Origin of the sequence: Xanthomonas sp. NCPPB 1068 (assembly GCF_041479385.2) — a bacterium.
Classification (GTDB): Bacteria; Pseudomonadota; Gammaproteobacteria; order Xanthomonadales; family Xanthomonadaceae; genus Xanthomonas; species Xanthomonas cannabis.
The window spans coordinates 2,564,786-2,587,752 of record NZ_CM192986.1 but is presented as its reverse complement, the minus strand read 5'-3'; the positions used below and the strand labels follow the sequence as shown (position 1 = coordinate 2,587,752).

Annotated in this window: 20 protein-coding genes and 1 tRNA gene; 5 read left to right on the top strand and 16 right to left on the bottom strand. The window is 67.5% G+C overall.

What is annotated here, in order from left to right:
• From proB to ACCQ12_RS11030, 3 genes are all read left to right on the top strand, one after another.
• Positions 1-1,152 carry a glutamate 5-kinase gene (gene proB, locus ACCQ12_RS11040; protein ID WP_372381711.1) on the top strand — a complete coding sequence of 384 codons (1,152 nt, stop codon included), beginning with the start codon at positions 1-3 and terminating at the stop codon, positions 1,150-1,152.
• A 130-nt stretch (positions 1,153-1,282) separates the two neighbouring features.
• Positions 1,283-2,527 (top strand): glutamate-5-semialdehyde dehydrogenase, encoded by a 1,245-nt coding sequence (locus tag ACCQ12_RS11035; RefSeq protein ID WP_372381710.1) that lies wholly within the window; start codon positions 1,283-1,285, stop codon positions 2,525-2,527.
• Between the two features lie 414 nt (positions 2,528-2,941).
• Positions 2,942-4,855, top strand: a complete 1,914-nt coding sequence (locus tag ACCQ12_RS11030; RefSeq protein WP_166748712.1) for a CocE/NonD family hydrolase — start codon at positions 2,942-2,944, stop codon at positions 4,853-4,855.
• On the opposite strand, the gene ACCQ12_RS11025 is transcribed toward ACCQ12_RS11030, so the two are convergent.
• The 5 genes from ACCQ12_RS11025 to ACCQ12_RS11005 form a co-directional block, all read right to left on the bottom strand.
• The gene (locus tag ACCQ12_RS11025) at positions 4,836-6,062 is read right to left on the bottom strand and encodes a CynX/NimT family MFS transporter (protein ID WP_372383601.1); all 1,227 of its coding nucleotides are present in this window, start codon (positions 6,060-6,062) and stop codon (positions 4,836-4,838) included. The genes ACCQ12_RS11030 and ACCQ12_RS11025 overlap by 20 nt on opposite strands.
• Before the next feature lie 123 nt (positions 6,063-6,185).
• Positions 6,186-6,262: transfer RNA gene (locus tag ACCQ12_RS11020), tRNA-Pro, on the bottom strand.
• Positions 6,263-6,322: 60 nt separating this feature from the next.
• A complete protein-coding gene (gene cydX, locus ACCQ12_RS11015; RefSeq protein WP_047696850.1) occupies positions 6,323-6,433 on the bottom strand; it encodes a cytochrome bd-I oxidase subunit CydX in 111 nt (36 codons plus the stop codon).
• A gap of 218 nt (positions 6,434-6,651) precedes the next feature.
• Positions 6,652-7,803, bottom strand: a complete 1,152-nt coding sequence (gene cydB, locus ACCQ12_RS11010) for a cytochrome d ubiquinol oxidase subunit II (RefSeq protein ID WP_372381709.1) — start codon at positions 7,801-7,803, stop codon at positions 6,652-6,654.
• 15 nt (positions 7,804-7,818) lie between these two features.
• Positions 7,819-9,441: a cytochrome ubiquinol oxidase subunit I gene (locus ACCQ12_RS11005; RefSeq protein ID WP_166744406.1), complete on the bottom strand. Its 1,623-nt coding sequence runs from the start codon at positions 9,439-9,441 to the stop codon at positions 7,819-7,821.
• A 177-nt stretch (positions 9,442-9,618) separates the two neighbouring features.
• On the opposite strand from ACCQ12_RS11005, the gene cydD reads away from it, so the two are divergent.
• Together cydD and cydC are read left to right on the top strand one after the other, a co-directional pair.
• Positions 9,619-11,328, top strand: coding sequence for a thiol reductant ABC exporter subunit CydD (gene cydD, locus ACCQ12_RS11000; protein ID WP_372381708.1), 1,710 nt, complete (start codon positions 9,619-9,621; stop codon positions 11,326-11,328).
• Positions 11,325-13,001 carry a thiol reductant ABC exporter subunit CydC gene (gene cydC, locus ACCQ12_RS10995; RefSeq protein ID WP_372381707.1) on the top strand — a complete coding sequence of 559 codons (1,677 nt, stop codon included), beginning with the start codon at positions 11,325-11,327 and terminating at the stop codon, positions 12,999-13,001. Before cydD ends, cydC begins: the two co-directional genes overlap by 4 nt.
• A 54-nt stretch (positions 13,002-13,055) precedes the next feature.
• Here the strand turns inward: cydC and ACCQ12_RS10990 are convergent, their stop codons facing one another.
• From ACCQ12_RS10990 to ccmA, 11 genes are all read right to left on the bottom strand, one after another.
• Positions 13,056-13,355: a DUF1294 domain-containing protein gene (locus ACCQ12_RS10990; protein WP_372381706.1), complete on the bottom strand. Its 300-nt coding sequence runs from the start codon at positions 13,353-13,355 to the stop codon at positions 13,056-13,058.
• A 101-nt stretch (positions 13,356-13,456) separates the two neighbouring features.
• The gene (gene metX, locus ACCQ12_RS10985; RefSeq protein ID WP_166751090.1) at positions 13,457-14,641 is read right to left on the bottom strand and encodes a homoserine O-acetyltransferase MetX; all 1,185 of its coding nucleotides are present in this window, start codon (positions 14,639-14,641) and stop codon (positions 13,457-13,459) included.
• A gap of 1,132 nt (positions 14,642-15,773) precedes the next feature.
• Positions 15,774-16,787: a tetratricopeptide repeat protein gene (locus tag ACCQ12_RS10980; protein WP_372381705.1), complete on the bottom strand. Its 1,014-nt coding sequence runs from the start codon at positions 16,785-16,787 to the stop codon at positions 15,774-15,776.
• Positions 16,787-17,224: a cytochrome c-type biogenesis protein gene (locus ACCQ12_RS10975; RefSeq protein WP_372381704.1), complete on the bottom strand. Its 438-nt coding sequence runs from the start codon at positions 17,222-17,224 to the stop codon at positions 16,787-16,789. The genes ACCQ12_RS10980 and ACCQ12_RS10975 overlap by 1 nt, the downstream gene beginning before the upstream one ends.
• Positions 17,221-17,823 (bottom strand): DsbE family thiol:disulfide interchange protein, encoded by a 603-nt coding sequence (locus ACCQ12_RS10970; RefSeq protein WP_039565919.1) that lies wholly within the window; start codon positions 17,821-17,823, stop codon positions 17,221-17,223. The genes ACCQ12_RS10975 and ACCQ12_RS10970 overlap by 4 nt, the downstream gene beginning before the upstream one ends.
• Positions 17,816-19,753, bottom strand: coding sequence for a heme lyase CcmF/NrfE family subunit (locus ACCQ12_RS10965; protein ID WP_372381703.1), 1,938 nt, complete (start codon positions 19,751-19,753; stop codon positions 17,816-17,818). Before ACCQ12_RS10965 ends, ACCQ12_RS10970 begins: the two co-directional genes overlap by 8 nt.
• A gap of 369 nt (positions 19,754-20,122) precedes the next feature.
• The gene (gene ccmE, locus ACCQ12_RS10960; RefSeq protein WP_039565925.1) at positions 20,123-20,572 is read right to left on the bottom strand and encodes a cytochrome c maturation protein CcmE; all 450 of its coding nucleotides are present in this window, start codon (positions 20,570-20,572) and stop codon (positions 20,123-20,125) included.
• On the bottom strand, positions 20,569-20,739 hold the full coding sequence (locus ACCQ12_RS10955) for a heme exporter protein CcmD (RefSeq protein WP_166751088.1): 171 nt from the start codon (positions 20,737-20,739) through the stop codon (positions 20,569-20,571). Before ACCQ12_RS10955 ends, ccmE begins: the two co-directional genes overlap by 4 nt.
• Complete coding sequence (locus ACCQ12_RS10950) at positions 20,736-21,485, bottom strand: heme ABC transporter permease (RefSeq protein WP_047696538.1); 750 nt, start codon at positions 21,483-21,485, stop codon at positions 20,736-20,738. The genes ACCQ12_RS10955 and ACCQ12_RS10950 overlap by 4 nt, the downstream gene beginning before the upstream one ends.
• A 112-nt stretch (positions 21,486-21,597) precedes the next feature.
• Positions 21,598-22,293 carry a heme exporter protein CcmB gene (gene ccmB, locus ACCQ12_RS10945; protein WP_039414310.1) on the bottom strand — a complete coding sequence of 232 codons (696 nt, stop codon included), beginning with the start codon at positions 22,291-22,293 and terminating at the stop codon, positions 21,598-21,600.
• A complete protein-coding gene (gene ccmA, locus ACCQ12_RS10940) occupies positions 22,290-22,934 on the bottom strand; it encodes a heme ABC exporter ATP-binding protein CcmA (protein WP_372381702.1) in 645 nt (214 codons plus the stop codon). Before ccmA ends, ccmB begins: the two co-directional genes overlap by 4 nt.
• Positions 22,935-22,967: the final 33 nt, after the last annotated feature.

Here is a 22,967-nt window from a genome sequence, read left to right as displayed (position 1 = left end):
ATGACCACGCCTGCACGCCCTTCGCCTTTCATCGAGCAGCCCCTGCCGCCGTGGCGGCGCGCGGTGCTCAAGGTCGGCAGCAGCCTGCTCGCTGCCGATGGCGGGGGGGTGTCGCCGCGCTTTGCGCTGGGGCTGGCGCAATTCGTGTCGGCCAATCTGATCGCCGGGCGCGAACTGGTGATCGTGTCGTCGGGCGCCGTGGCTGCCGGCCGCGCGATCCTGCCGAAGGCCGCCGAGATCGGCGCGCCGATCGCCGCGCGGCAGGCGCTGGCGGCATTGGGCCAGGCGCAGTTGATCGCACTGTGGCAGCGCTTTTTCGAGCGCCCGGTAGCGCAGGTGTTGCTCACCCACGACGACCTGCGTAACCGCCGCCGCTATCTCAACGCACGCGCCACCCTGGGCGAGTTATTGCGGCTGGGCGCGTTGCCGGTGATCAACGAAAACGACACCGTGTCGGTGGATGAGCTCAAGCTGGGCGACAACGACAACCTGGCCGCAATCGTGGCCGCGCTGGTCGATGCCGATGCCTTGTTCATTGCCACCGACATCGATGGCCTGTACAGCGCCGACCCACGCAGCAATCCGCTGGCGCGGCCCCTGGACGATGTGCCCGAACTGACGCCGCAGGTGCTGGCCATGGCCGGCGGCAGCGGCAGCAGCGTGGGTACCGGCGGCATGCGCACCAAGCTGGAGGCCGCCGCCAAGGCCGGCGCGGCCGGCATCGAGACCTATCTGTTCAATGGCCGCAGTGGCGAGGTGGTGCGCGGCCTGGCGCAGGACCGCCTGCGCGGCACGCGTATCCATGCCGCGCGCACGCGCATCGCCGCGCGCAAGTACTGGCTGCGGCACGCGCCGGTGGAAGCGGGCGCGATCCTGATCGATGCCGGTGCCGCCGCCGCGCTGACCGACAAGGGCGCCTCGCTGCTGCCGGGCGGGGTGGCCGGCGCGGAGGGCGATTTCCGGCGCGGCGACATGGTGGAGATCCGTCTGCGCGATCATGATGGCGAGCGTTGCCTGGCGCGCGGCGTCAGCCAGTATTCGGCGGTGGATATCCGCCGCATCGCACGCCGCCATTCGCGCGAGATCGACAGCGTGCTTGGGTATAGCTATGGCGAGAACGTGGTGCATCGCGATGATTTGGTGCTTTTGTAGCGGGGAATTGAGAATCGGGAATCGGGAATCGCAAGAGCGTTTCCAGCCAACTTTCCCGCTGCCGATTCTGTCGCAGTAAAGTGATGGCGCGTGCTTTTACCATTCCCGATTCCCTACTCCCGATTCCACAATGACCATCAAATCCCTCGCCCTGCAATGCCGTGATGCGGCGCAGGTGCTCTCGCAACTTTCTGCGCAAGCCAAGCAGGACCTGCTCGAGGCGATGGCTGTCGCGCTGGAAGCCGATGCCGCATCGATCCTTGCCGCCAACGCGCTCGATCTTGAAGCCGCCCGCGCCAAGGGAACCGGTACGGCCATGCTCGACCGGCTGGCACTGGACGACAAGCGCCTGGCCGGCATCGCCGCAGCCTTGCGCGAGGTCGCGCAATTGCCCGATCCGGTCGGCCAGGTCACGCGTGATGACACGCGCCCCAACGGCATCCGCGTGCAGAAGGTGCGCGTGCCGCTGGGGGTGATCGCGATGATCTACGAAGCGCGCCCGAATGTGACTGCCGATGCGGCAGCGCTGTGCATCAAGGCCGGCAATGGCGTGATCCTGCGCGGTGGCTCCGAAGCGATCCACTCCAACACCGCCATCGCGCATGCCTTGCAGCGTGCCTTGCGCGCGGCCGATATCCCTGAAGCGGCATTGACGCTGGTGCAGGATCTGCGCCGCGAGACCATGCTGGAGTTGCTGCAGCTCAGCGACATCATCGACCTGGCGATCCCGCGCGGCGGCGAAGGCCTGATCCGTTTTGTTGCCGAACATGCGCGGGTGCCGGTGATCAAGCATTACAAGGGCGTGTGCCATCTGTTCGTGGATGCGTCGGCCAACGTGGAGCTTGCGGTGCGCCTGCTGATCGATGGCAAGGCAAGCCGCCCCTCGGCCTGCAACGCCCTGGAAACCCTGCTGGTGCACGCGGAGGTGGCAGAGCGCTTTCTGCCCGCCGCCGCCGCCGCACTGCGCGCGCGTCACGTCGAACTGCGTGGCGACGCGGCAACACGTGCGCTGCTGCCGGAGATCGCGCTGGCCACCGATGACGACTATGCCGCCGAATATCTCGAGCTGATCCTGGCCATCCGCGTGGTGCCGGACCTGGACACGGCGCTGGCCCATATCCGCCGGTACGGCTCGGACCATACCGAGGTGATCGCCACCCAGGACGCAGCCAACGCCGACAAGTTCGTACAGTCGCTGCGCTCGGCGGTGGTGATGGTCAATGCCTCTTCGCGGTTTTCAGATGGCGGCGAACTCGGCCTGGGCGCGGAGATCGGCATTTCCACCACGCGGCTGCATTCGTATGGGCCGATGGGTTTGGAGGCACTCACCGTGGAGCGGTTCGTGGTGCGCGGCGAGGGGCAGGTGCGGCACTGACGCCCTCAGCGGCGCCGTTGGCGTGGCGCGCGTCTGCGCCGGTTGGTATGTCCCTGCGCGCAGCGAGGGGTTACGCACTGCGGGTTAGTCCTCCGCGGAGGTGGCTGGCCGCACGTCCCGCGACACGGTGCCGCAGCGGAGCTGCGGAGAGCCACCGCAGATGCCGGCAGTGCGAGCGCTGCAACGCGCCGGCCTTGCGGCGGTTGGCGTGCACGCCGCATGTTCAGGGTCCGGAGCTCGTCACCACTTCGGGACAGGCGGGCAGTCGACGGTCGCGCAGCCCGGCCGTCAGTCAGTCGGCGCCACAGAGACTCGGGGCCAGTGCACGCCGCAACCACGACCTTTGACACTCCCCCGGCAGCCCGGCGTCTGCCTACAGTCGACGATTGCCCCCCGCACACTCCGGAGTTGTCGATGCGCCGCCTTGCCGCCTGCCTGCTCGCCACCGCCATTGCCGCCAGCACCGGCAGCGTCTTCGCCCAGACCGCGGCAATGACGCCGGACATCACCGGCAAGCCGTTCGTGGCCAGCGATGCCGCCAACGACTACATCAAGCGCGAGGTGATGATCCCGATGCGCGATGGGGTCAAGCTGCATACGGTGATCGTGCTGCCCAAGGGCGCGCGCAACGCGCCGATGGTGCTCACGCGCACCCCGTACAACGCCAGCGGGCGCACCGAGCGCATGGCATCGCCGCATATGAAGGACCTGCTGGCGCAGGGCGACGACGTGTTCGTGGAAGGCGGCTACATCCGCGTGATCCAGGACGTGCGCGGCAAGTACGGCTCCGAAGGCGATTACGTGATGACCCGGCCGCTGCGCGGTGCGCTCAATCCCAGCGAGGTGGACCATGCCACCGATGCCTGGGACACCATCGACTGGCTGGTGAAAAACGTGAAGGAGTCCAACGGCAAGGTCGGCATGATTGGCTCGTCCTATGAAGGTTTCACCGTGGTGATGGCGCTGACCAACCCGCATCCGGCGCTCAAGGTGGCGGTGCCGGAAAGCCCGATGATCGACGGCTGGATGGGCGACGACTGGTTCAACTACGGCGCGTTCCGCCAGGTGAACTTCGATTACTTCACCGGCCAGCTCACCCAGCGCGGCAAGGGCACCGGCATTGCGCGGCAGGGGCACGACGACTACAGCAACTTCCTGCGTGCCGGCTCGGCCGGCGACTTCGCCAGGGCTGCCGGCCTCGAGCAGTTGCCGTGGTGGCACAAGCTCACCGAACACGCCGCCTACGATGCGTTCTGGCAGGAGCAGGCGCTGGACAAGGTGATGGCGCGCACGCCCCTGAAGGTGCCCACGATGTGGCTGCAAGGCCTGTGGGATCAGGAAGACATGTGGGGCGCGGTTCATAGCTACGCGGCGATGGAGCCGCGCGACAAGGGCAACACGCTCAACTACCTGGTGATGGGCCCGTGGCGGCACAGCCAGGTGAACTACGATGGCGGTTCGCTGGGCGCGCTGAACTTCAACGGCGATACCGCGCGGCAGTTCCGCTCCGAGGTGCTGCGCCCGTTCTTCGACCAGTACCTGGTCGACGGCGCGCCCAAGGCCAGCACACCGCCGGTGTTCATCTACAACACCGGCGAGAACCACTGGGACCGCCTGCAAGCCTGGCCGCGCAGCTGCGCCAAGGGCTGCGCGGCGGCGAGCAGGCCGCTGTATCTGCAGGCCGGTGGCAAGTTGTCGTTCAAGGCGCCCGCAGCCGGGCAGCCCGGCTTCGAAGAGTACGTCTCCGACCCGGCCAAGCCGGTGCCGTTCGTGCCACGCCCGGTGGATTTTGGCGACCGCAGCATGTGGACCACCTGGCTGGTGCACGACCAGCGCTTTGTCGACGGCCGCCCGGACGTGTTGACCTTCGTCACCGAGCCCTTGACCGAGCCGCTGCAGATCGCCGGCGCACCGGAGGTGCATCTGCAGGCGTCCACCAGCGGCAGCGACAGCGACTGGGTGGTCAAGCTGATCGACGTGTATCCGGACGAGATGGCATCGGACCCGAAGATGGGCGGCTACGAGTTGCCGGTATCGCTGGCGATCTTCCGCGGCCGCTACCGCGAGAGCTTCAGCACGCCCAAGCCACTGGCGGCCAACCAGCCGCTGGCGTACCAGTTCGGTTTGCCGACTGCCAACCACACCTTCCAGCCGGGCCATCGGGTGATGGTGCAGGTGCAGTCCAGCCTGTTCCCGCTCTACGACCGCAACCCGCAGACCTACGTGCCCAATATCTTCTTCGCCAAGCCGGGCGAGTATCAGAAGGCCACGCAACGGGTGTACGTGAGCCCCGAGCAGCCCAGCTACATCAGTCTGCCGGTGCGTTGACCGCACGGGCGCCGCGCGCCGGCTGCGCCCAGCTGTCTTCCAGCAGTTGCGGACGGCAGGCCACCCAGGCGGCGGCCAGCTGCACCAGGATGCAGATCACCAGGAACACGAACGGGGAGGTCCAGCCGCCGCGGTGGGCGTGCAGCCAGCCGAACAGAAACGGTCCCAGGCAGCTCATCGCATAGCCCATGCCTTGCGAGAACCCGGACAGTGCGGCCGAGCCGGCCGCGGTGCGGCTGCGCTGGTTGACCAGCACCAGCGCCAGCGGAAAGGTGCTCGGGCCCAGGCCGAGCAGGGTCACCCACAGGATCGGCGCGGCCAGCGGTGCCCACCACAGCCCGGCGAACGCGACCAGATGGCAGGCCGCGCACGCCAGCACGATCGGGAAGGGGTTGCGCATGCGCACCGCCAGCGCCGGCATGGTCAGCGCACCCACCATGCCCAGCGCCGCGAACAACGCCACCATGGTGCCGCCGAAGGCAGGCGACGCGCCGGCTTCGCGCAGCAGCGTGGGCAACCAGGTGAACATGGAATAGGTGACCAGCGACGTCATGCCGAAGGTGACCGCCATGCTCCAGCCCAGCGCGGTGCGTGCGACCCGGCCCTCGGCCTCCGGGGTCGGGGTGACCGGCGCCGGGCCGGTGGCGCGCAGGCGACCCTGGCTGGCATGCACCAGCGCCCACGCCGCCAATGCCAGCAGGGCCGGCATCACCCACACCACCATCGAGCTGCGCCAACCCAGCGCATCGGCCACCGGCACCGCCAGCAACGCCGGCAGCAAGGTGCCCACCTGCAGCACGGTGATGTACAGCGTGCTGACGCGGCCCACGCGGTCGCCGAAATAGCGTTTCACCAACGGCGGCAGCACCACGTTGCCCATGCCCATGCCGGCCAGCGCCACCAGCGAGCCGAGCAGCAGCCCGGTGGTGCCCGGCAACAGCGGCCGCAAGACCATGCCAAGCGTTGCCAGCGCCATCGACAACAAGGCAGTACGCAGCAAGCCGATGCGACGCAACACCGCGGGGGTCGCCACACCGGTCAATGCAAAGGCAGCGGTGGGCAACATGCCCAGCGCGCCCATCGTCGGTGCACCGAAGCCGTATTCGTCGGCAATGCGCTCGAGTAGCGGCGTCAGCGAGGTCACCGCAGTGCGCAGGTTGAAGGCCGACAACAAAATGGCAGCCAGCACCAGGCCGCGACCACGCAATTGGGCGGACGAGGAAGCGGCGGCGGTGACAACAGACATGACAGACCATCCGCACCGTGCACATGCGTGCGACGGCGCCTGAAAACACAAAACCGGCACGAGGCCGGTTTTGTGTTTTGAAACTGGTCGGGGAGACAGGATTCGAACCTGCGACCTCTACGTCCCGAACGTAGCGCTCTACCAGACTGAGCTACACCCCGAAGGAGCCGCGTATGTTACATAGGGAATGCGGAATCGGCAAGCATCTTGCGCAATTATTTTTACTGCGGCGGTTGGATGCGCTCGGGCTCGCGTGCTTCGAACCACATGCCGTTGAGCACTGCGGCCAGTGCCGCCAGGCCGGTACCGAGAATCCAGGCGAAGTACCACATGATGTTGCTCCTCGAATCGTTGCGAAAGTGGGATGGCGAACGCGGCGGCGCCATTGCGCTGGTGTCGCCGCAAGAAAGTGAGATGAAGCGCCAGCGCCGCGAACCGGCTAGTCATTGCCCGGCTGCGTAGCGCGAAGCCGCCGCGTGCAAGCGCAACGGGCCGCTACCGAATCACGCCGCACCGCGGTGGGCGACGTCGGTCGGGTAGGTGGCCGCCCTCAATACGCATTGGGATTGGCGGACAGTTCGTCGTCGGTGACCTTGCCCCTGAGCACGCGATACACCCACGTCGTGTAGGCCAGGATGATCGGCATGAACACGGTGGTGGCCAGCAGCATGATCCACAACGTGAGCCGGCTGCTGGAGGCATCCCACAGCGTCAGGCTGGCGCTTGGTGCAGTGGAGGAGGGCAACAGGAACGGGAACAGCGCAAGGCCCACGGTGAAGACGATGCCCACGATGGCGCTGCCCGAGGCGATGAAGGCCAGGCCGCCGCGCCGCACGCGCAACAGCACGGCGCTCATGGCGAGCCCGAGCAGCCCGATCAAGGGGGCCAGCAAGGTGGCCGGCATGCTGCTGTAGTTGTGCAGCCAGCCGCCGGCGGCGGTGAGTGCAGCGGTCTTGGCCAGTGGATTGGTCTGCGCGTCGGTCGCCAGCACCGAGGTCACCGCATAGCCGGGCAGGCCAAGCGCGACCCAGGCACCGGCCGCGGCAAACACGCCCACTGCAATCAGGGCCGCGATGCTGCCAAAACGCGCCGCACGCTCGGCCACCGGGCCATCGGTCTTGAGCACCAACATGGCCGCGCCATGCGCAACCAGCATCGCCACGCTGAGCACACCGGCCAGCAACGCGAACGGCGTCAGCAGGCCGAACAGGTTGCCGGTGTAGTACGTGCGCATGCTGTCGTCGAAATGGAACGGCACCCCCAGCAGCACATTGCCGACGGCCACGCCCATGATCAGCGCCGGGATGAAACCGCCGACAAACAGCGCCCAGTCCCAGTTGTTGCGCCAGCGCTGGCCGACCAGCTTGCCGCGGAACTTGAAGCCCACCGGGCGCAGGATCAGCGCAAACAGGATCACGAACATCGCCAGGTAGAACCCGGAAAAACTCACTGCGTACAAGGGCGGGAACGCGGCGAAGATGGCACCGCCGCCCAGGATCAGCCACACCTGGTTGCCCTCCCAGACCGGGCCGATGGTATTGATCACCAGCCGGCGTTCGGCATCGTTGCGGGCAACCAGCGGCAGCAAGCTGCTGACGCCCAGATCGAAGCCGCCCATCACCGCGTAACCGGACAGCAATACGCCAAGCAACAGCCACCAGATCACGCGCAATGTGGTGTAGTCGAGCAAGATGAAATCCATGGTGTCTCTCCTGGCTTACGGTGCGCCGCCGGCCAGCGCGCCGGTGCTCAATGGGGCGTTGGGTGAGGACGCGTGGGGCGAATCGCTGTGCGGCGATGGGGTGCCTTGGGTCGGCGGGAACATCGCATCCGGTCCCTTGCGGATGGTCTTCAACGACAGCTTGATCGCGATGACCAGCAGCGTGGTGTACAGCGCGGTGAACCCGACCAGCGTCATCACGATCTCGTACAGATCCAGCCCCGATGCGGCGTAGAACGTGGGCAGCACGCCTTCCACCGCCCACGGCTGGCGGCCGTACTCGGCCACGAACCAGCCGCATTCGATCGCGATCCACGGCAGCGGCAACGTCCACAGTGCCAGGGTCAGGAACCAGCGTTTTTCCTGGAAGTTGTGCTTGCATGCAAACCAGAACGCCACGGCGAAGAAGGCGATCAGGTAGATGCCGATGGCCGCCATGATGCGGAAGGTCCAGAACAGCGGCAGCACGCGTGGCACCGTGTCCATCGCGGCCTGGGCGATCTGCTCGGGCGTGGCGTTGCCGATGTCGTCGCGGTAGCGCTTGAGCAGCAGGCCGTGGCCCAGGTCCTGCCAATGCGCATCGAAGACCTTGCGTGCTTCGGCATCGTTCTTGTCGGCGCGAATGCGTTGCAGTGCGCCGTAGGCGATCTGACCACCGCGGATGCGGTGCTCGGCACGGCCCACCAATTCAAGAATCCCTGGAATCGGCTCATCCAGCGAGCGCGTGGCGATCAGGCCCATCAGGTACGGGATCTTGATCGCGTAATCGTTGCGATGGGTGGTCTGGTTCGGAATGCCGAACGCAGTGAAGTCGGCCGGCGCAGCTTCGGTTTCCCACATCGCCTCGATCGCGGCCAGCTTCATCTTCTGGTGCTCGTTGGCGGCGTAACCGCTTTCATCGCCCAGCACCACCACCGACAGCGACGACAGCAGGCCAAACGCGGCGGCCACCGCGAACGAACGCCGCGCCATCTCCACATGCTTGCCGCGTAGCAGATAGAACGCGCTGATCGACATCACGAACACCGCACCCAGCACGTAGCCCGCACTGACGGTGTGCACGAACTTGGCCTGCGCCACCGGGTTGAACAGCACGGCGACAAAGTCGACCACTTCCATGCGCATGGTGTCCGGGTTGAACACCGCACCGGCCGGGTTCTGCATCCAGCCATTGGCGATCAGGATCCACAGCGCGGAGAAGTTGCTGCCCAGCGCCACCAGCCAGGTGGTGATCAGGTGCTGCACCTTGCTCAGGCGGTTCCAGCCCAGGAAGAACAGGCCCAGGAAGGTCGCCTCCAGGAAGAAGGCCATCAGCCCTTCGATCGCCAGCGGTGCACCGAAGATGTCGCCGACGTAATGGCTGTAGTACGACCAGTTCATGCCGAACTCGAACTCCATCACGATGCCGGTGCCGACCCCCATGGCGAAGTTGATGCCGAACAGCACGCCCCAGAACATGGTCATGCGTCGCCAGATCTGCTTGCCGGTCATGACGTAGACGCTTTCCATGATGCCGAGCAGGAACGACAGCCCCATGGTCAGCGGCGGAAAGATGAAGTGGTACATCGCGGTGACTGCGAACTGCAGCCGCGACAGTTCGACAACTGTCGAGTCGATCATGGCGGGGTGGCCTGGTTGAGAATCGGTAGTGGATGCGGCGGATCATCTGCTCCTGCCGCGCCCGGCGCGTTGATCCAAATCAATGCGGCCCCGATGAGCTGCGGCACAATGCCCATCCCGCAGTGGCGGGTGGCGACTTACAATCGCTTGCAGTGAGCAGTCTTCGACCGAACTGATGTGAGCCAGCCCAGCGTGCGAGCCAGCGAAACACCCGCCCAGCGCCGCCAGCGCGGCCAATGGCTGGATGCATTGGCCGCACCCGCCGCACGTGCGCGGCGGCTGGCCGGTGTGGCCGTGGCGCTGTCCGGGGTGCTGCTGCTCGCGCAGGCGGCCGCGATTGCCTGGTTACTGCAGGCAGTGCTGGTGCGGCACGTGGCCGTGGCGCAGCTGCGCGACGTGGGCATCGGCCTGCTGGTGGCCGTGCTCGGCCGTGCGCTGCTCACCGCCTGGGCGCAAGCGCTGACCGGCGAGGTGGCCGATGTGGCCAAACGCGCGCTACGTGCACACATCGCGCGTCGTCTGGTGCAGCACGGGCCGGTGTGGCTGCGCCGGCAACGTAGCGGCGAGCTCGGCGAACTGAGCCTGGCACATACCGATGCGCTGGAAGGGTATTTCGTCGGCTATCAGCTGGCGCGGACCGAGATGCTCCTGGTGCCACCGCTGATCCTGATTGCGGTGTTTTCAGTCGATTGGGTGGTGGGCCTGGTGCTGTTGCTGACCGCGCCGTTGATCCCGTTGTTCATGATGCTGGTGGGCTGGGGCGCCGAGGCCGCCGGCCGCGAGCAGCTGGGCGAGCTGGCACGCATGGGCGGGCATTTCGCCGATCGTCTGAAGGGCCTGGGCCTGCTGCGCGTGTACGGCCGCGGCCAGGCGGAATTGCGCGGGATTGCCGCCGCCGCCGAGGGCGTGCGCGAGCGCTCGCTGAAAGTGCTGCGTATCGCGTTCCTGTCGTCCACCGTGCTGGAGTTCTTCGCGTCGGTGAGCGTGGCGATCGTGGCCTTGTACTTCGGCCTGAGCTATCTGGGCATGCTCGACCTGCATGGGCTGCCGTCCCTGGGCGCGGGCATGTTCTGCTTGCTGCTGGCACCGGAATTCTTCGCGCCGCTGCGACGTCTTGCTGCGCATTACCACGACCGCGCCAATGCGCTGGCAGCGGTGGCCGAAGCCGAGCGACTGCTGGAAGGCGTTGACGCCGAGCCGGCGCCTGCCGGCGCGCCGCCGCCACGTCCACTGGAGCCGGCGCAGGCGCATGCGCCGCTGCTGCAGGTGCGTGATCTGGCGTTGCGCCCGCCGGGCGCGCCGCATGCGGTGGTGACGCAGTGTTCGCTGGCGTTGCAGCCCGGCCAGCGCGTGGCGTTGATCGGTGCCAGCGGCAGCGGCAAGAGCACCTTGCTGGAGGGCCTGGCCGGTTGGTTGACGCCGGAGGCGGGCAGCGTGGTACTGCGCCCCGGGACGCGGGTGGGCTACGCCACCCAGCGGCCCTACCTGTTTCACGGCAGCATTGCCGACAACCTACGCCTTGCCGACCCGCAGGCCAGCGACGCGCGGCTGCTGGCGGTGGCCGATGCGGCGCAGGTGATGCGGTTTGCCGCGCAGCTGCCGGCCGGCCTGGACACGGTGATCGGCGAACGCGGCTTCGGCCTGTCCGGCGGCGAGGCGCGGCGCGTGGCCTTGGCGCGGCTGCTGTTGCGCGAGCCGGACCTGCTGCTGCTGGACGAGCCCACCGCCTTTCTCGATCCCGGCACCGAAGCGGAGCTGCTACGCACGTTGGGCGTGTTTGCGCGCGGCCGCGCAGTGGTGCTGGCCACGCATAGTCCGGCCGTGATGCGCTGGGCCGACACGGTGATCGATCTGCACGGCGCCAGCGTCACGGTGGAGCAGCCATGAGCGACCCACGCCACGATCGTCTGCGCGATGTGTTTCACCGGCATGCATGGCGCCTGCTGCTGTCGGCACTGCTGGTACTGGTCACCGCGCTTGCGGGGGTGGGCCTGCTGGGCCTGTCCGGCAGCTTCCTGACTGCCGCGGCCCTGGCCGGCGTGGCCGGCATGGGCGCGGGCTTCAATTTCTTCTCGCCCTCGGCGGGCATCCGCGCGCTGACCTTTGCCCGCATCGTGTCGCGCTACGGCGAAAAGGTGATCGGGCACGATGCGACGCTGCGCATTGCGCGCGATCTGCGCGTGTGGTTCTTCCGGCGCGCGCTGCCGCTTGCGCCGGGCCGGTTGTCGGCCACGCGCACCGGCGATCTGCTGGCGCGGCTGATGTCCGACATCGGCGAGGTGGACGGTCTGAGCGTGCGTGCGCTTGCCCCGCTGAGCGCACTGCTCGGCATCTGGCTGGCCGGGCTGGTTGCCGCTGCGTTGATCTACCTGCCTGCCGCGCTGCTGTTGCTGGTGCTCGGCGTGCTGATCGGCGGGCTGGTGCCGTGGCAGGTTGCACGTGGCGGCGCACGACGCGAGCTGCTGCGTGCGCAGCAGCGCACGGTGCTGCGCACGCAGGCGTTCGAAGGGCTCGAGGGCGCGGCCGATCTGGCCGCCATCGATGCGCAGGGCGCCTGGCTGCAGCAGGCCGATGCCGCTGCAGCCGACGTGGTGCAGGGCGACCGCCTGCAGCGCCGGCACCTGATTGCCGGCACAGCGTTGCATGCGGCGTGCGGCGGTATCGGGCTGGCCGGCATGCTGTGGCTGGCGCTGCACGCTGCCGAGCGCGGCTTGATCACGGCCGAACTGGCGGCAGGGCTGGTGTTCCTGACCATGGCGCTGCTGGAAGTCTGGGCTGGTGCCGGGCTGGCGCTGCAGGCGTTGCAGAGTGCGCGCGTGGCCGCCAGGCGCCTGCAGGCCATCGTCGATCAGGCACCCTCGGTCAGCGACCCTGCACAGCCCGTCGATGTGCCGGTGAGCGGCACGCTGCAACTGCAGCAGGTGTCCTTCGCGTGGCCGGGCGGCGTGCGTCCGGTGCTGCAGGCACTGGACCTGACCCTGGCGCCCGGCGAGCGTATCGCCATCAGTGGCGACAGCGGCAGCGGCAAGAGCACCTTGTCGGCCCTGCTGCTGCGCCTGTGGGACCCGCACGCCGGGCAGGTGCGCTATGCCGGCATCGATCTAAAAGCCTTTGCGCAGGCGCAGTGGCATCGGCGCATCGCCTGGCTGCCGCAGAACGCGCCGGTGTTCGCCGGCACCGTGCGAGACAACCTGGCCATCGGCGATGCCGATGCCGACGATGCCGCACTGTGGGCAGCGCTGGACCAGGTGCGTCTGCGTGACTGGGTCACCGCCCAGGATGGCCTGGACACCTGGGTTGGCGAAAACGGCGCCACGCTCTCCGCAGGCCAGGCGCGCCGCCTCGCACTGGCCCGCGCGCTATTGCGCAATGCCCCGATCCTGCTGCTGGACGAACCCACCGACGGCCTGGACGTGGACACCGCGCATGCCTTGCTGCTCGATCTTGCCGCCGTACTGGGTGAGCGCAGCCTGGTGATGATCACCCACGACAGCGTGCCTGCGGGCGTGGTGCATCGGCACTACCGCATGCGGGGCGGAGTGCTGCAACCGCTGGAGTGAGCCGTCGGACGAGCGGTGCGTCGTGCGCCGACAAGACCAGGTCGACGACACGCCTCACCTCGTCAGATACACCGCCCAGGCCAGGGCCGCGGCGTTCGCCAGCGCGCTGACCCAGAACGCGATCTGGAACGAGGTCTTTACGGTCTTGTGCCGGAACAGCGTCTGCGCCAGCAGCGCGCCGGGCCAGCCGCCGAGCAAGGCGATGGCATGCAGGGTGGCTTCCGGGGTGCGGCGCTGGCCGCGCGTGGCGGCGGTCTTGTCCAGCCGATAGGCGATCAGCGCGGCAATGCTCGTTACCGCGTACCAGAGCGCAATCGCGGCCGGTAGCCGGTCTGCGAGCACCAGGCCGAGCATGCCGACCGCGAACAGGCCGGCCAGCAGCCGGCGCGGCAGGACGCTGCTGGTGGTTTGCGTGGGCCGTGCTCTGGCTCTGGAAGTGGCTCTGGACCTGGCAATCAGCAGGCGTCCAGAAAGTCGCGGACTGCCGGGCCGAAACGGGCGAAATCCACCAGGAAGGCATCGTGGCCCTGCGGTGAATCCAGGCCGAGGAAGCGGGCATCGGCGCCGCCTGCGCGCAGGCCTGTGGCAATCTGCTCCTGCTGCTGCACCGGAAACAGGATGTCGGTGTTGGCGCCGATCGACAGCGCACGCGCAATGCGGATGTTGGCCAGGCCGGCCAACACTTCGGCCTCGGTGGAGACGTCTGCGGACGCGATGCTGCTGTGCGTGTCGACGGTCCGCGTCGCATCGACCGGGGCCGTGTCAATGGACTCGGCCAGGTCGAACCAGTCCATCGAGCGGCTCAGATACAGATAGCAGTTGGGGTCGAAGAAGCGCACGAAACGGCGCGCATGGCCTTCCAGATAACTTTCCACCTGGAATTCCAGGCCAAACGGGTCATCAGCGGCCTGTTCGGAATCCAGCCGCACCCGGCCGAAGCGACCATCCCACTCCAGTGCCGAGCGATACGTGATCACGCCAAGCTTGCGCGCCATGCGCATGCCCGATTCCGGGTAGTGCATGTCGTCGTAATTGCCGCCATTCCAGTGCGGGTCCAGCCGGATCGCTTCGCGTTGCAGCGAGCGGATGGCGATGGAAAACGGCAACGCCTGCGCGCTGCCGGAGATGTTGATGTGATTACGTGCAATGCCCGGATGGCGCAGCAACAATGCCAGCGCCGTCATGCCGCCCATCGAGTTGCCGATCAGGCAGGCCAGCTGGGTGATGCCCAGTGCGCGCACGACGTCGGCGGCTGCATCGGCCACGTCTTCGATCGACAGGTCCGGAAATGTCAGCCGATACGGCTGCCCGGTCGCCGGATCGATCGACGCCGGCCCGGTGGAGCCCTTGCAGCTGCCCAGCGAATTGACGCACACCACGAACCAGCGGGCGGTATCGATCGGCTTGCCCGGCCCGACCATCGCGTCCCACCAACCCGGCTCGGGATTGGCCTGGTTGGCTGCAGCGTGCGCGTTCGGCGACAGGCCGGTGACGATCAGGATGGCGTTGCTGCGGTCTGCGGCCAGCGTGCCCCAGGTCTCATACGCCACGCGTGCCTGATGCAACACGCCACCGCGTTTCATCGGAAACGGCGAAGGCAGTGCGTGGTAGAGCGTGCCGGGAGGAATGAATTCAGTCATGTCGCAATTCTATCTGCCATGGGATGCGCTGGGTGCAGGGTGGGAATCGGGAATTGGGAACGGGGAACGGGGAATTGGTTTGAGCCGTTGCGTGGTGTGATGCCGCTCTTTAAAGCGCGTGAGCTGCAACTTGGTTGCAGGGCCCTTGCCCGCCCACCATCGCAGGACACGCCGCAAGTACATCCATGTAGCTCCTTGGCGGCATCCATGCCGCCAAGGGTCCCGCGATGGTGGGCGGGCAAGGACCAGTCGAGATGGTCGGTCTGCAGAGCTTTCAGCAGAGCAACCAGCAAACCGTGCGACGCGGTGTCTTCGTTCTTCAGTAAAACCACCAGCCAACTGTCTAGCGTGGTGTCCTCGCCGATTGCGGGACCGTTGGCGGCATGGATGCCGCCATCGAGCCTCCACGGACGGATTCACGGCGTGTCCCGCGAGCGGTGAGGGCGCCGCGCCCTCGACAGACTTGAAGATAGCCAAGCGATCGCGAGACGCACGATGGAGTCGTCGCTGCCTGATTGCTCAATACTGGTAGATCAGGCAGAGAGCGGATCATCTGCGCCTTTGCTGCAGGGCCCTTGCCCGCCCACCATCGCAGGACACGCCGCAAGTACGTCCATGTAGCTCCTTGGCGGCATCCATGCCGCCAAGGGTCCCGCGACGGTGGGCGGGCAAGGACCAGTCGAGATGGTTGGTCTGCATGGATTTCAACAGCGACTAGCAAACTGTGACGCGGTGTCTTTGCTTTTCAACAAAACCGCCAGGCTTTTCAACAAAACCACCAGCCAACTGTCTGACGTGGTGTCCTCACCGATTGCGGGACCGTGTGGCGGCTTGGATGCCGCCACACGGTCCCCATGGACGGGTTTGCGGCGTGTCCCGCGAGCGGTGAGGGCGCCGCGCCCTCGACCAGACTTGAAGATCGCCAAGCGATCGCGACACGCACAATGCAGGCGTCGCTACCTGATTGCTTGATCCGGGCAGCAAAGGCGCAGGGCCAGTCATGGTGGTCGGTGCGCAGAGCTTTCAAGCAGTCACGATGGTGGCGCGCAACCTGCATGCGGTTGCAGCCTGCGTCTTGTTGGTCGCTCCTTGTCCATTGGCCCCAAGGCGTGCAATGACACACGGCGAGCACTCAGCGGCCGATCACCAGTTCCACTGGGGCGCCTGCCGGCAGTTCCACCGTCACCGGCACGCTCTCGACGTCATCTGCCTGGCGCATGGCATTGCCGCTGCGCGATAGCCGGGCCAGCACCTGCACCTTGTCCAGCGACGACAGCGGACGCGTCGGCATCGGGCTGTCGCCGTCGTCGAGGGTGAGGGTCAACGGCAACTCGCGCAGTGCATGTTTTTCCACTGCTACCGGCATCGGTGTGTCGGCCGCACGCGCGATCACGAACACGCTGGTGTCGTTGGGCAGGCCCGCCCGTTTTGCGAACTCCGCATCCAGCGTTACACGCACCTGGATGCGTTTGCCACCGGCTGCATCGGTGGCGGGCGCCGCCGGTGTCTGGATCGGCTCAAGCTTGGCTTCCTGCCGCGCGGCGCTGATCTGTTCTAGCAGGCCGGGGCGGGTGCTGGCGTCGACCACCCGCAGCAGCGGTTCCCAGGTGGCGCTGGCTTGGGCGGGTTGGCCGGCCTGACGTTGCGCCACGCCCAGGAACCAGCGTGCGCGTTGATGGTCAGGCGCTACCACCAACGCGTGTTCGAGCAGGCGCATGGCCTGCGGGTCCGGGCGGCCGCTGTCGTCGGCCAGCATGCGCGATTGCGCGGCGGCCACCAGCACGTCCGGCTCGTCCGGGCGCAAGGTGACCGCGCGCGCGAAGGCATCGCGGGCCTCGGCAAACTTCTGCTGGCTGGACAGCGAGCGCCCCAGCAGCACCCAGCCTTCGGCCTGATCGGGATTGCGCGCCAGCGCCGTGCGCAGCTGCGCAATGGCTTCGTCCAGGGTGCGCGGGGCGGCCGGCCGGTTGGCGGCCTGCTCGATCGCCGAGGGCGTGCCGACCAGCCAGTACAACGCCGCACTGGCGGCCAGCAACAGCACCGCAATGCCGGCCGCCAGGCCGCGCGTTTCACGCCAGAGCGGCCGCAGCGCCACGCCGAACGCGAGCAACGCGATCACGATCACCGCAATGACGAAGCCGGCCATCACCACTCCTGCTCGTCGGCGGGTAACGCGGGTGCGGCCGCACTGCGCCGACGCACCACCATCATCACTGCCACCCCGCCCAGCAGCAGCACCAGCAACGGGCCGAACCACAACAGCGAGGTGCGCGATTCCACCTGCGGGCGGTACAACACGAACTCGCCATACCGGGCGACCAGAAACTGGCGGATCTGCGCATCGCTGCGGCCGTCGTGCATCAGCGCCAGCACCTCGCGACGCAGGTCCTGCGCAATCTGCGCGTTGGAATCGGCCAGCGACTGGTTCTGGCACTGCACGCAGCGCAGCTCGGCGGTCAGCGCGTGGAAACGCGCTTCTTCCGCCGCCGAGCGGTACTGCAGCGGCGATGGGTCGCCGACCGGCTGGGCCAGGGCCAGCCAAGGCAGCAACAGCAGCAACGTCAGCAGCCAGGCGCGCGTCATTGGTTGGCGTGCAGGTCCGGAGCGGCAGTGGGCGAGCGTTCGATCTTGCTCAGCGCCGGAATCAGCTGGGTGTCGATGATGGATTGGGTCAGCATGCCGCTGTATTTCCAGCGCACCACGCCGCGCCCGTCGACCAGAAACGTCTCCGGTGCGGCAGCGATGCCGAAGTCGATGGCGGTGCGGCCATCTTGATCGGCGACCACCAGCAGATACGGGTTGCCCAGTTGCTCCAGCCAGCGCAACGCATCGGCGCGCTCGTCCTTCCAGTTGTAGCCGATCACGCGCACGCGCTTGGTCAGCGCAAAGCGGCTCAGCACCGGATGTTCCTCACGGCAGGCCGGGCACCAGCTGCCCCACACGTTGATGATGTACGGCGCACCGCGCAGCTCGCGCGCATGCACCACGATGCTGGGGTCGTGCAGCAGCGGCAGCGCGAACTCCGGTGCCGGTTTGCCGATCAGCGCGGAGGGCAGGGCATCGCGATCGTCATGACCTGAGCGCACCACCGCATAGACCAGCAGTGCTGCAAGTGCGAGCAGCAGCACGATGGCGCCCACGAGGACGGCCGTGGGCAGGCGGGGCGAACGTGACTCAACCATCTTGGATCTCCGGAGAACGACGAAAACGCCGGTCGGCGGCCGTGACCAGGCCGCCGAGCGCCATCAGCAGCGCCCCCAGCCAAATCCAGCGCACGAACGGTTTGAGGTGGACGCGCACCGCCCAGGCCTGATTGCCCAGCGGTTCGCCAAGGGCGACATACAGGTCGCCGAACGGGCCGGGGCGGATCGCCGCCTCGGTGAGGGTTTGTCCGCCGCTGGCGTAGCGACGCTTTTCTGCATGCAGCATGCCGACCGGTGCGTCGTCCTTGAACACCTGCAGGTTGGCGCGGTCGGACACGTAATTGGGCCCCCGCCGTTCTTCCAGGCTGTCGAAGTGCAGCGCATAGTGGCCGAGCTGCACCTGCTGGCCGGGCGCCAGCGCCACTTCGCGTTGCAGGCTCAGCGATTCAACCAGCAAGGCACCGGCCAGGAACACCGCCACGCCCAGATGCGCCAGCACCATGCCCAGCATTTCGGCGGTGTAGCGACGGCCCTTGGCCGCCCGCCGCGTCCACAGGAAGCGTGCGGTGCCCAGCATCACCCAGGCCGCGCCGGCCACACCGATCGCGGCCTTGAACTGGCCTTGCGGCGCCATGAACCAGGCCAGCGCTCCGGCCGCCAGCGCCAGGGCCGCCCACGGCGCCAGCAGCGCCAGCGGCCGCGAGGCCTGTTCGCGCTGCCAGCGGGTGAGCGGGCCAAACGGCAACAGCGCCACCAGTGGCGCCATCAACACCACGAACAAGGTGCCGAAGTAGGGCGGGCCGACCGACAGCTTGCCCAGGCCCAGCGCATCGGCCAGCAGCGGATACAGCGTGCCCAACAGCACCATCGCGCAGGCGCAGGCGAGCAGCAGGTTGTTCAACAGCAACAAGGTTTCGCGCGAGCTGCCGGCAAATGCGCGGCGCGGATCAGCGTCGGGCGACATCCTTGGCGCGCGCAACGCGTACAGCAGCAGCGAGCCACCGACCACCGCCAGCAGGAACACCAGGATGAACAGTCCGCGTGACGGGTCGGCGGCAAACGAATGCACGCTGGTCAACACGCCCGAGCGCACCAGGAAGGTGCCCAGCAGCGACAGCGCAAAGGCGGCAATGGCCAGCAGCAGGGTCCAGCTGGCAAAGCTGCCGCGTTTTTCGGTGACCGCCTGCGAATGCAGCAGGGCGGTGCCGACCAGCCACGGCATGAAACTGGCGTTTTCCACCGGGTCCCAGAACCACCAGCCGCCCCAGCCCAGTTCGTAATACGCCCACCAGCTGCCCAGCGCGATGCCTACGGTGAGCATCGACCACGCCACATTGGTCCACGGCCGCGTCCAGCGTAGCCAGCGTGCGTCCATGCGGCCTTCCAGCAATGCCGCAATGGCGAAGGCGAACGGCACCGCAAAGCCGACATAGCCGCAATACAGCATCGGCGGATGGATGATCAGGCCCGGATCCTGCAGCAGTGGATTGAGGTCGGTGCCTTCCAGCGGTACCGGCACCAGGCGCGCAAACGGGTTGGAGGTGAACAACAGGAAGGCCAGAAAGCCGACGCTGATCAGCGCCATCACCCCCAGCACGCGCGCCACGACCTGTGCCGGTAATTGCCGCGACCACAGCGCCACCGCGCCGGTCCACAGCGCCAGTACCAGGGTCCACAGCAGCAGCGAGCCTTCGTGCGCGCCCCAGACCGCCGAGTAGCGGTACATGACCGGCAGCAGGCTGTTGGAATTTTCGGCGACATAGCGCACCGAAAAGTCCTGTACCAGAAACGCGTGCGTCAGCACCGCAAAGGCGGTGGCGATCAGGCCCAGCTGCACCAGCGCCGCCGGCCGCGCCACTGCCATCCAGCTGCTGCGGCCACGCTGGGCGCCGGCCAACGGCACGGCGGCCTGCACCAGCGCCACCAGCAGGGCCAGCACCAGCAGAAAGGTACCGAGCTCAGGAAGCATGGGAGAGCCGGGACCCGGGACCCGGGACCCGCGACCCGGGAGGAGCAGGGCTTGGGGCGCAGCCGAGACGCATGCGAGGAGCTATCGCCGACCGGTCTCCTTCGGCGCCAAAGCGCCTCGTCCGGGTCCCCGGTCCCGGGTCCCGGGTCCCGACATTCCCCAAGCCCGGATTACCGCGACGCATGCGCAAGAGCACGTCTGCACTGGCCGCAACGCGCCCTTCCCGGGTCCCTGGTCCCGGGTCCCGGGTCCCGACATTCCCCAAGCTCGGATTTCCGCGACGTATGCGCAAGAACACATCTGCACTGGCCGCAACGCGCCCTTCCCGGGTCCCCGGTCCCGGGCCCCGGGTCCCGACATGCCACTCCCTCACTGCGGTCCCTCCACGCGATGCTTGCGGTGCGCACTGCCCATCTTGTCGGCCACTTCCTTGGGCATATAGGTTTCGTCGTGCTTGGCCAGCACATCTTCGGCCACGAACACGCCCTGCTGCATGCGACCGGTGGCCACCACCGCCTGACCTTCGCGGAACAGGTCCGGCAGGATGCGGTCGTAGCGTACCGGCAGCTGCGCGTCGCCATCGGTGACGCGGAACTGTGCTTCCAGCGAACCGGAGGCTCTTTTGAACGAGCCTTTCTCGACCATACCGCCAAGCCGAAAACGGGAGTGCGCGCCGGCATCGCCACGCAGCACTTCCGAAGGCGTGTAGAGGTAGGCCACGTTGCGCTGCAGGGCCATGGCCACCAGCGTGGTCGCCAGCCCCCCGGCCAGCACCAGCGCGATCACCAGCCATAGACGGCGGCGACGTTGCGGGTTCATCGGCTCAGCTCTGCATCACTGGGCAGCACGCGCTTGCGCTCACGCAGGCGGCGCGCCTGCGCAACCCTCAATGCACGGCGCACCTGCCAGCGGCCGGCGATCAAGTCCCACAGCAGCACCAGCACGAACACCGCATAGGCAGCGACGACATAGGGCAGGTAGCTCATGCCGTGCCCTCCGCATCGCGCACGATCCAGGCCTTGCCGGCCTCGCGGCGCAGGTTGTCGGCGCGCGCGCGGGTGAGCAGGGAGCCGGCGAACCAGAACTTGGTGCCGATCACCATCAGCCACAACGGCAGCAACATGCTGGCATCGATGGTCGATGGCCCGAACAGGCGAATGCTCTGGCCCTGGTGCAGCGAATTCCACCACACCACCGAGTAGCGGATCACCGGCAGCAGCACCACGCCGACGATCGCCAGCAAGCCTGCCGCGCGTGCGGCCTGGCGACGGTCGTCGATGGCGTGGTACAGCCCGATCACTCCCAGATACAGGAACAACAGGATCAGTTCGGTGGTCAGGCGCGGGTCCCAGTCCCACCAGGCGCCCCACATCGGCTTGCCCCAGATGCTGCCGGTCAACAGCGTGATCACGGTGAACGCCGCGCCGATGGGCGCGCAGGCCATCGCCAGGATCTCGCACACCTTGATGCGCCAGATCAGCGCGATCGCCGCGTACACCGCCATCACCCCGAACACGAACAGGCTCATCCACGCACTCGGCACATGGATATACAGGATGCGGAAACTGTCGCCCTGCTGGTAATCGGCCGGCACCGCAAACAAGGCCTGCCAGATGCCGGCGCCCAGCAGCAACGCGGCCAGCGCATGGCACCACGGTGCCCAGCGCGCAGTGAATCGGTCGAAGATCGGGGGCGAGGCGAGTTGGTGGAACCAGCGGGCGACGACGTTCATGCGGTGGCGATGGCTCTTGGCATGGCGATGGCTTCTTGCATGGAGACAGCTCTCGGTACGACACCGCCGTACGACCTACGGTGTCCCGTCAACGGCGCATCTGTAACGTCGATCAGCTCAGCGAAATCCGGATCGCCGCCGCCGCTGCCAGCGGTGCCAGCACGATGCCGATCACCAAGCCCGCACCCAGCAGCAGCAACGCACCCACCGCATCCTGCCCTTGTCCGCTCGCCGCCACGCTGCCGGCCCCGAACACCAGCACCGGCACATACAACGGCAGCGCCAGCAATGCCACGAGAATACCAGAGCGTTTCATGGTGACAGTCAGTGCAGCGACCACCGCGCCGAGCAGGCTCAAAAGCGGTGTGCCCAGCGCCAACGATGCCAGCAGCACCGGCAATTGGTCATGCGGCAGGTGCAGCAATTCGCCGAGCAGCGGCGTCACAGCAATCAGCGGTAACGCACTGGTTGCCCAATGCAGCAGCACGCGCACCGCAATCAACCAGGCCAGCGGCACCGGTGCCAGCAGCCACTGCTCCATCGAGCCGTCGTCGACATCGCTGCGGAACAGCGCGTCCAGCGACAACAGGCCGGCGAGCAGCACCGACAGCCATAGCACCGCCGGTGCCGCCTGCGCCAGCAGGTCCGGGCGTCCGCCCAGGCCCAGCGCGAACAGCACCACGATCAGCAGCGCGAACAGCGCCGGCTGCAAGGCGTCGCTGCGACGGCGCCACAGCAGCTGCAGATCGCGACGCAACAGCGCGCGGCCGGCCTGCAGCAACGAAGGTTGTGGCGAAGGCGTGCTCATGCTGCCGCCTCCAGGGTGAGCATGCGGGTGCGCACCGGCGGCGCCGCATAGGCGCCATGGGTGGTAACCAGCGCCGCGCCGCCGCCGCGCAGGTGCGCGGAGATCATCCGGTTGACCAGGGTGATGCCGTCCAGATCCAGATTCGCGTACGGCTCGTCCAGCAGCCACAGCGGCGCCGGCGACAGCCACAGCCGCGCCAGCGCCAGGCGCTTGCGTTGCCCGGCCGACAATTGCCGCACCAGGGCATCTTCGTAGCCGGCCAGCCCCACGATGGCCAGCGCGCTGCCCGGCATCTGCTTGGCCCGCCGGCCATGCAGGCCGCACAGGAAGTGCAGGTTCTCCAGGGTGCTGAGGTCGGCCTTCAGGCCGGGCAGGTGACCCAGGTAGGCGATGAAGCGGCTGCGGTCGCCGCGCCGCGCAGTCTTGCCGTCGATCTGGATCTGTCCGCGCTCCACATGCAGCAGCCCGGCCAGCACGCGCAACAGCGTGGTCTTGCCGGCGCCATTGTCGCCTTGCACCAACAGGGCTTCGCCAGCATCGACATGGAAATCCAGCGGGCCGAACACCGGCTCCTCGTTGCGGCTGAAGGCCAGGGCGTGCGCCGCCAGCAGCGGTGGTGCGGTGTGCAGCGGTTCGATCATCGGTGCAGCGGGCTCCCGTCGCAGGACGGCATG

Coding starts and splice junctions, on each gene's coding strand:
- proB (WP_372381711.1), top strand. CDS start 1: ATGACCACGCCTGCACGCCCTTCGCCTTTCATCGAGCAGCCCCTGCCG.
- ACCQ12_RS11035 (WP_372381710.1), top strand. CDS start 1,283: ATGACCATCAAATCCCTCGCCCTGCAATGCCGTGATGCGGCGCAGGTG.
- ACCQ12_RS11030 (WP_166748712.1), top strand. CDS start 2,942: ATGCGCCGCCTTGCCGCCTGCCTGCTCGCCACCGCCATTGCCGCCAGC.
- cydX (WP_047696850.1), bottom strand. CDS start 6,433: ATGTGGTACTTCGCCTGGATTCTCGGTACCGGCCTGGCGGCACTGGCC.
- cydB (WP_372381709.1), bottom strand. CDS start 7,803: ATGGATTTCATCTTGCTCGACTACACCACATTGCGCGTGATCTGGTGG.
- ACCQ12_RS11005 (WP_166744406.1), bottom strand. CDS start 9,441: ATGATCGACTCGACAGTTGTCGAACTGTCGCGGCTGCAGTTCGCAGTC.
- cydC (WP_372381707.1), top strand. CDS start 11,325: ATGAGCGACCCACGCCACGATCGTCTGCGCGATGTGTTTCACCGGCAT.
- ACCQ12_RS10990 (WP_372381706.1), bottom strand. CDS start 13,355: ATGCTCGGCCTGGTGCTCGCAGACCGGCTACCGGCCGCGATTGCGCTC.
- metX (WP_166751090.1), bottom strand. CDS start 14,641: ATGACTGAATTCATTCCTCCCGGCACGCTCTACCACGCACTGCCTTCG.
- ACCQ12_RS10980 (WP_372381705.1), bottom strand. CDS start 16,787: ATGGCCGGCTTCGTCATTGCGGTGATCGTGATCGCGTTGCTCGCGTTC.
- ACCQ12_RS10975 (WP_372381704.1), bottom strand. CDS start 17,224: ATGACGCGCGCCTGGCTGCTGACGTTGCTGCTGTTGCTGCCTTGGCTG.
- ACCQ12_RS10970 (WP_039565919.1), bottom strand. CDS start 17,823: ATGGTTGAGTCACGTTCGCCCCGCCTGCCCACGGCCGTCCTCGTGGGC.
- ACCQ12_RS10965 (WP_372381703.1), bottom strand. CDS start 19,753: ATGCTTCCTGAGCTCGGTACCTTTCTGCTGGTGCTGGCCCTGCTGGTG.
- ccmE (WP_039565925.1), bottom strand. CDS start 20,572: ATGAACCCGCAACGTCGCCGCCGTCTATGGCTGGTGATCGCGCTGGTG.
- ACCQ12_RS10955 (WP_166751088.1), bottom strand. CDS start 20,739: ATGAGCTACCTGCCCTATGTCGTCGCTGCCTATGCGGTGTTCGTGCTG.
- ACCQ12_RS10950 (WP_047696538.1), bottom strand. CDS start 21,485: ATGAACGTCGTCGCCCGCTGGTTCCACCAACTCGCCTCGCCCCCGATC.
- ccmB (WP_039414310.1), bottom strand. CDS start 22,293: ATGAGCACGCCTTCGCCACAACCTTCGTTGCTGCAGGCCGGCCGCGCG.
- ccmA (WP_372381702.1), bottom strand. CDS start 22,934: ATGATCGAACCGCTGCACACCGCACCACCGCTGCTGGCGGCGCACGCC.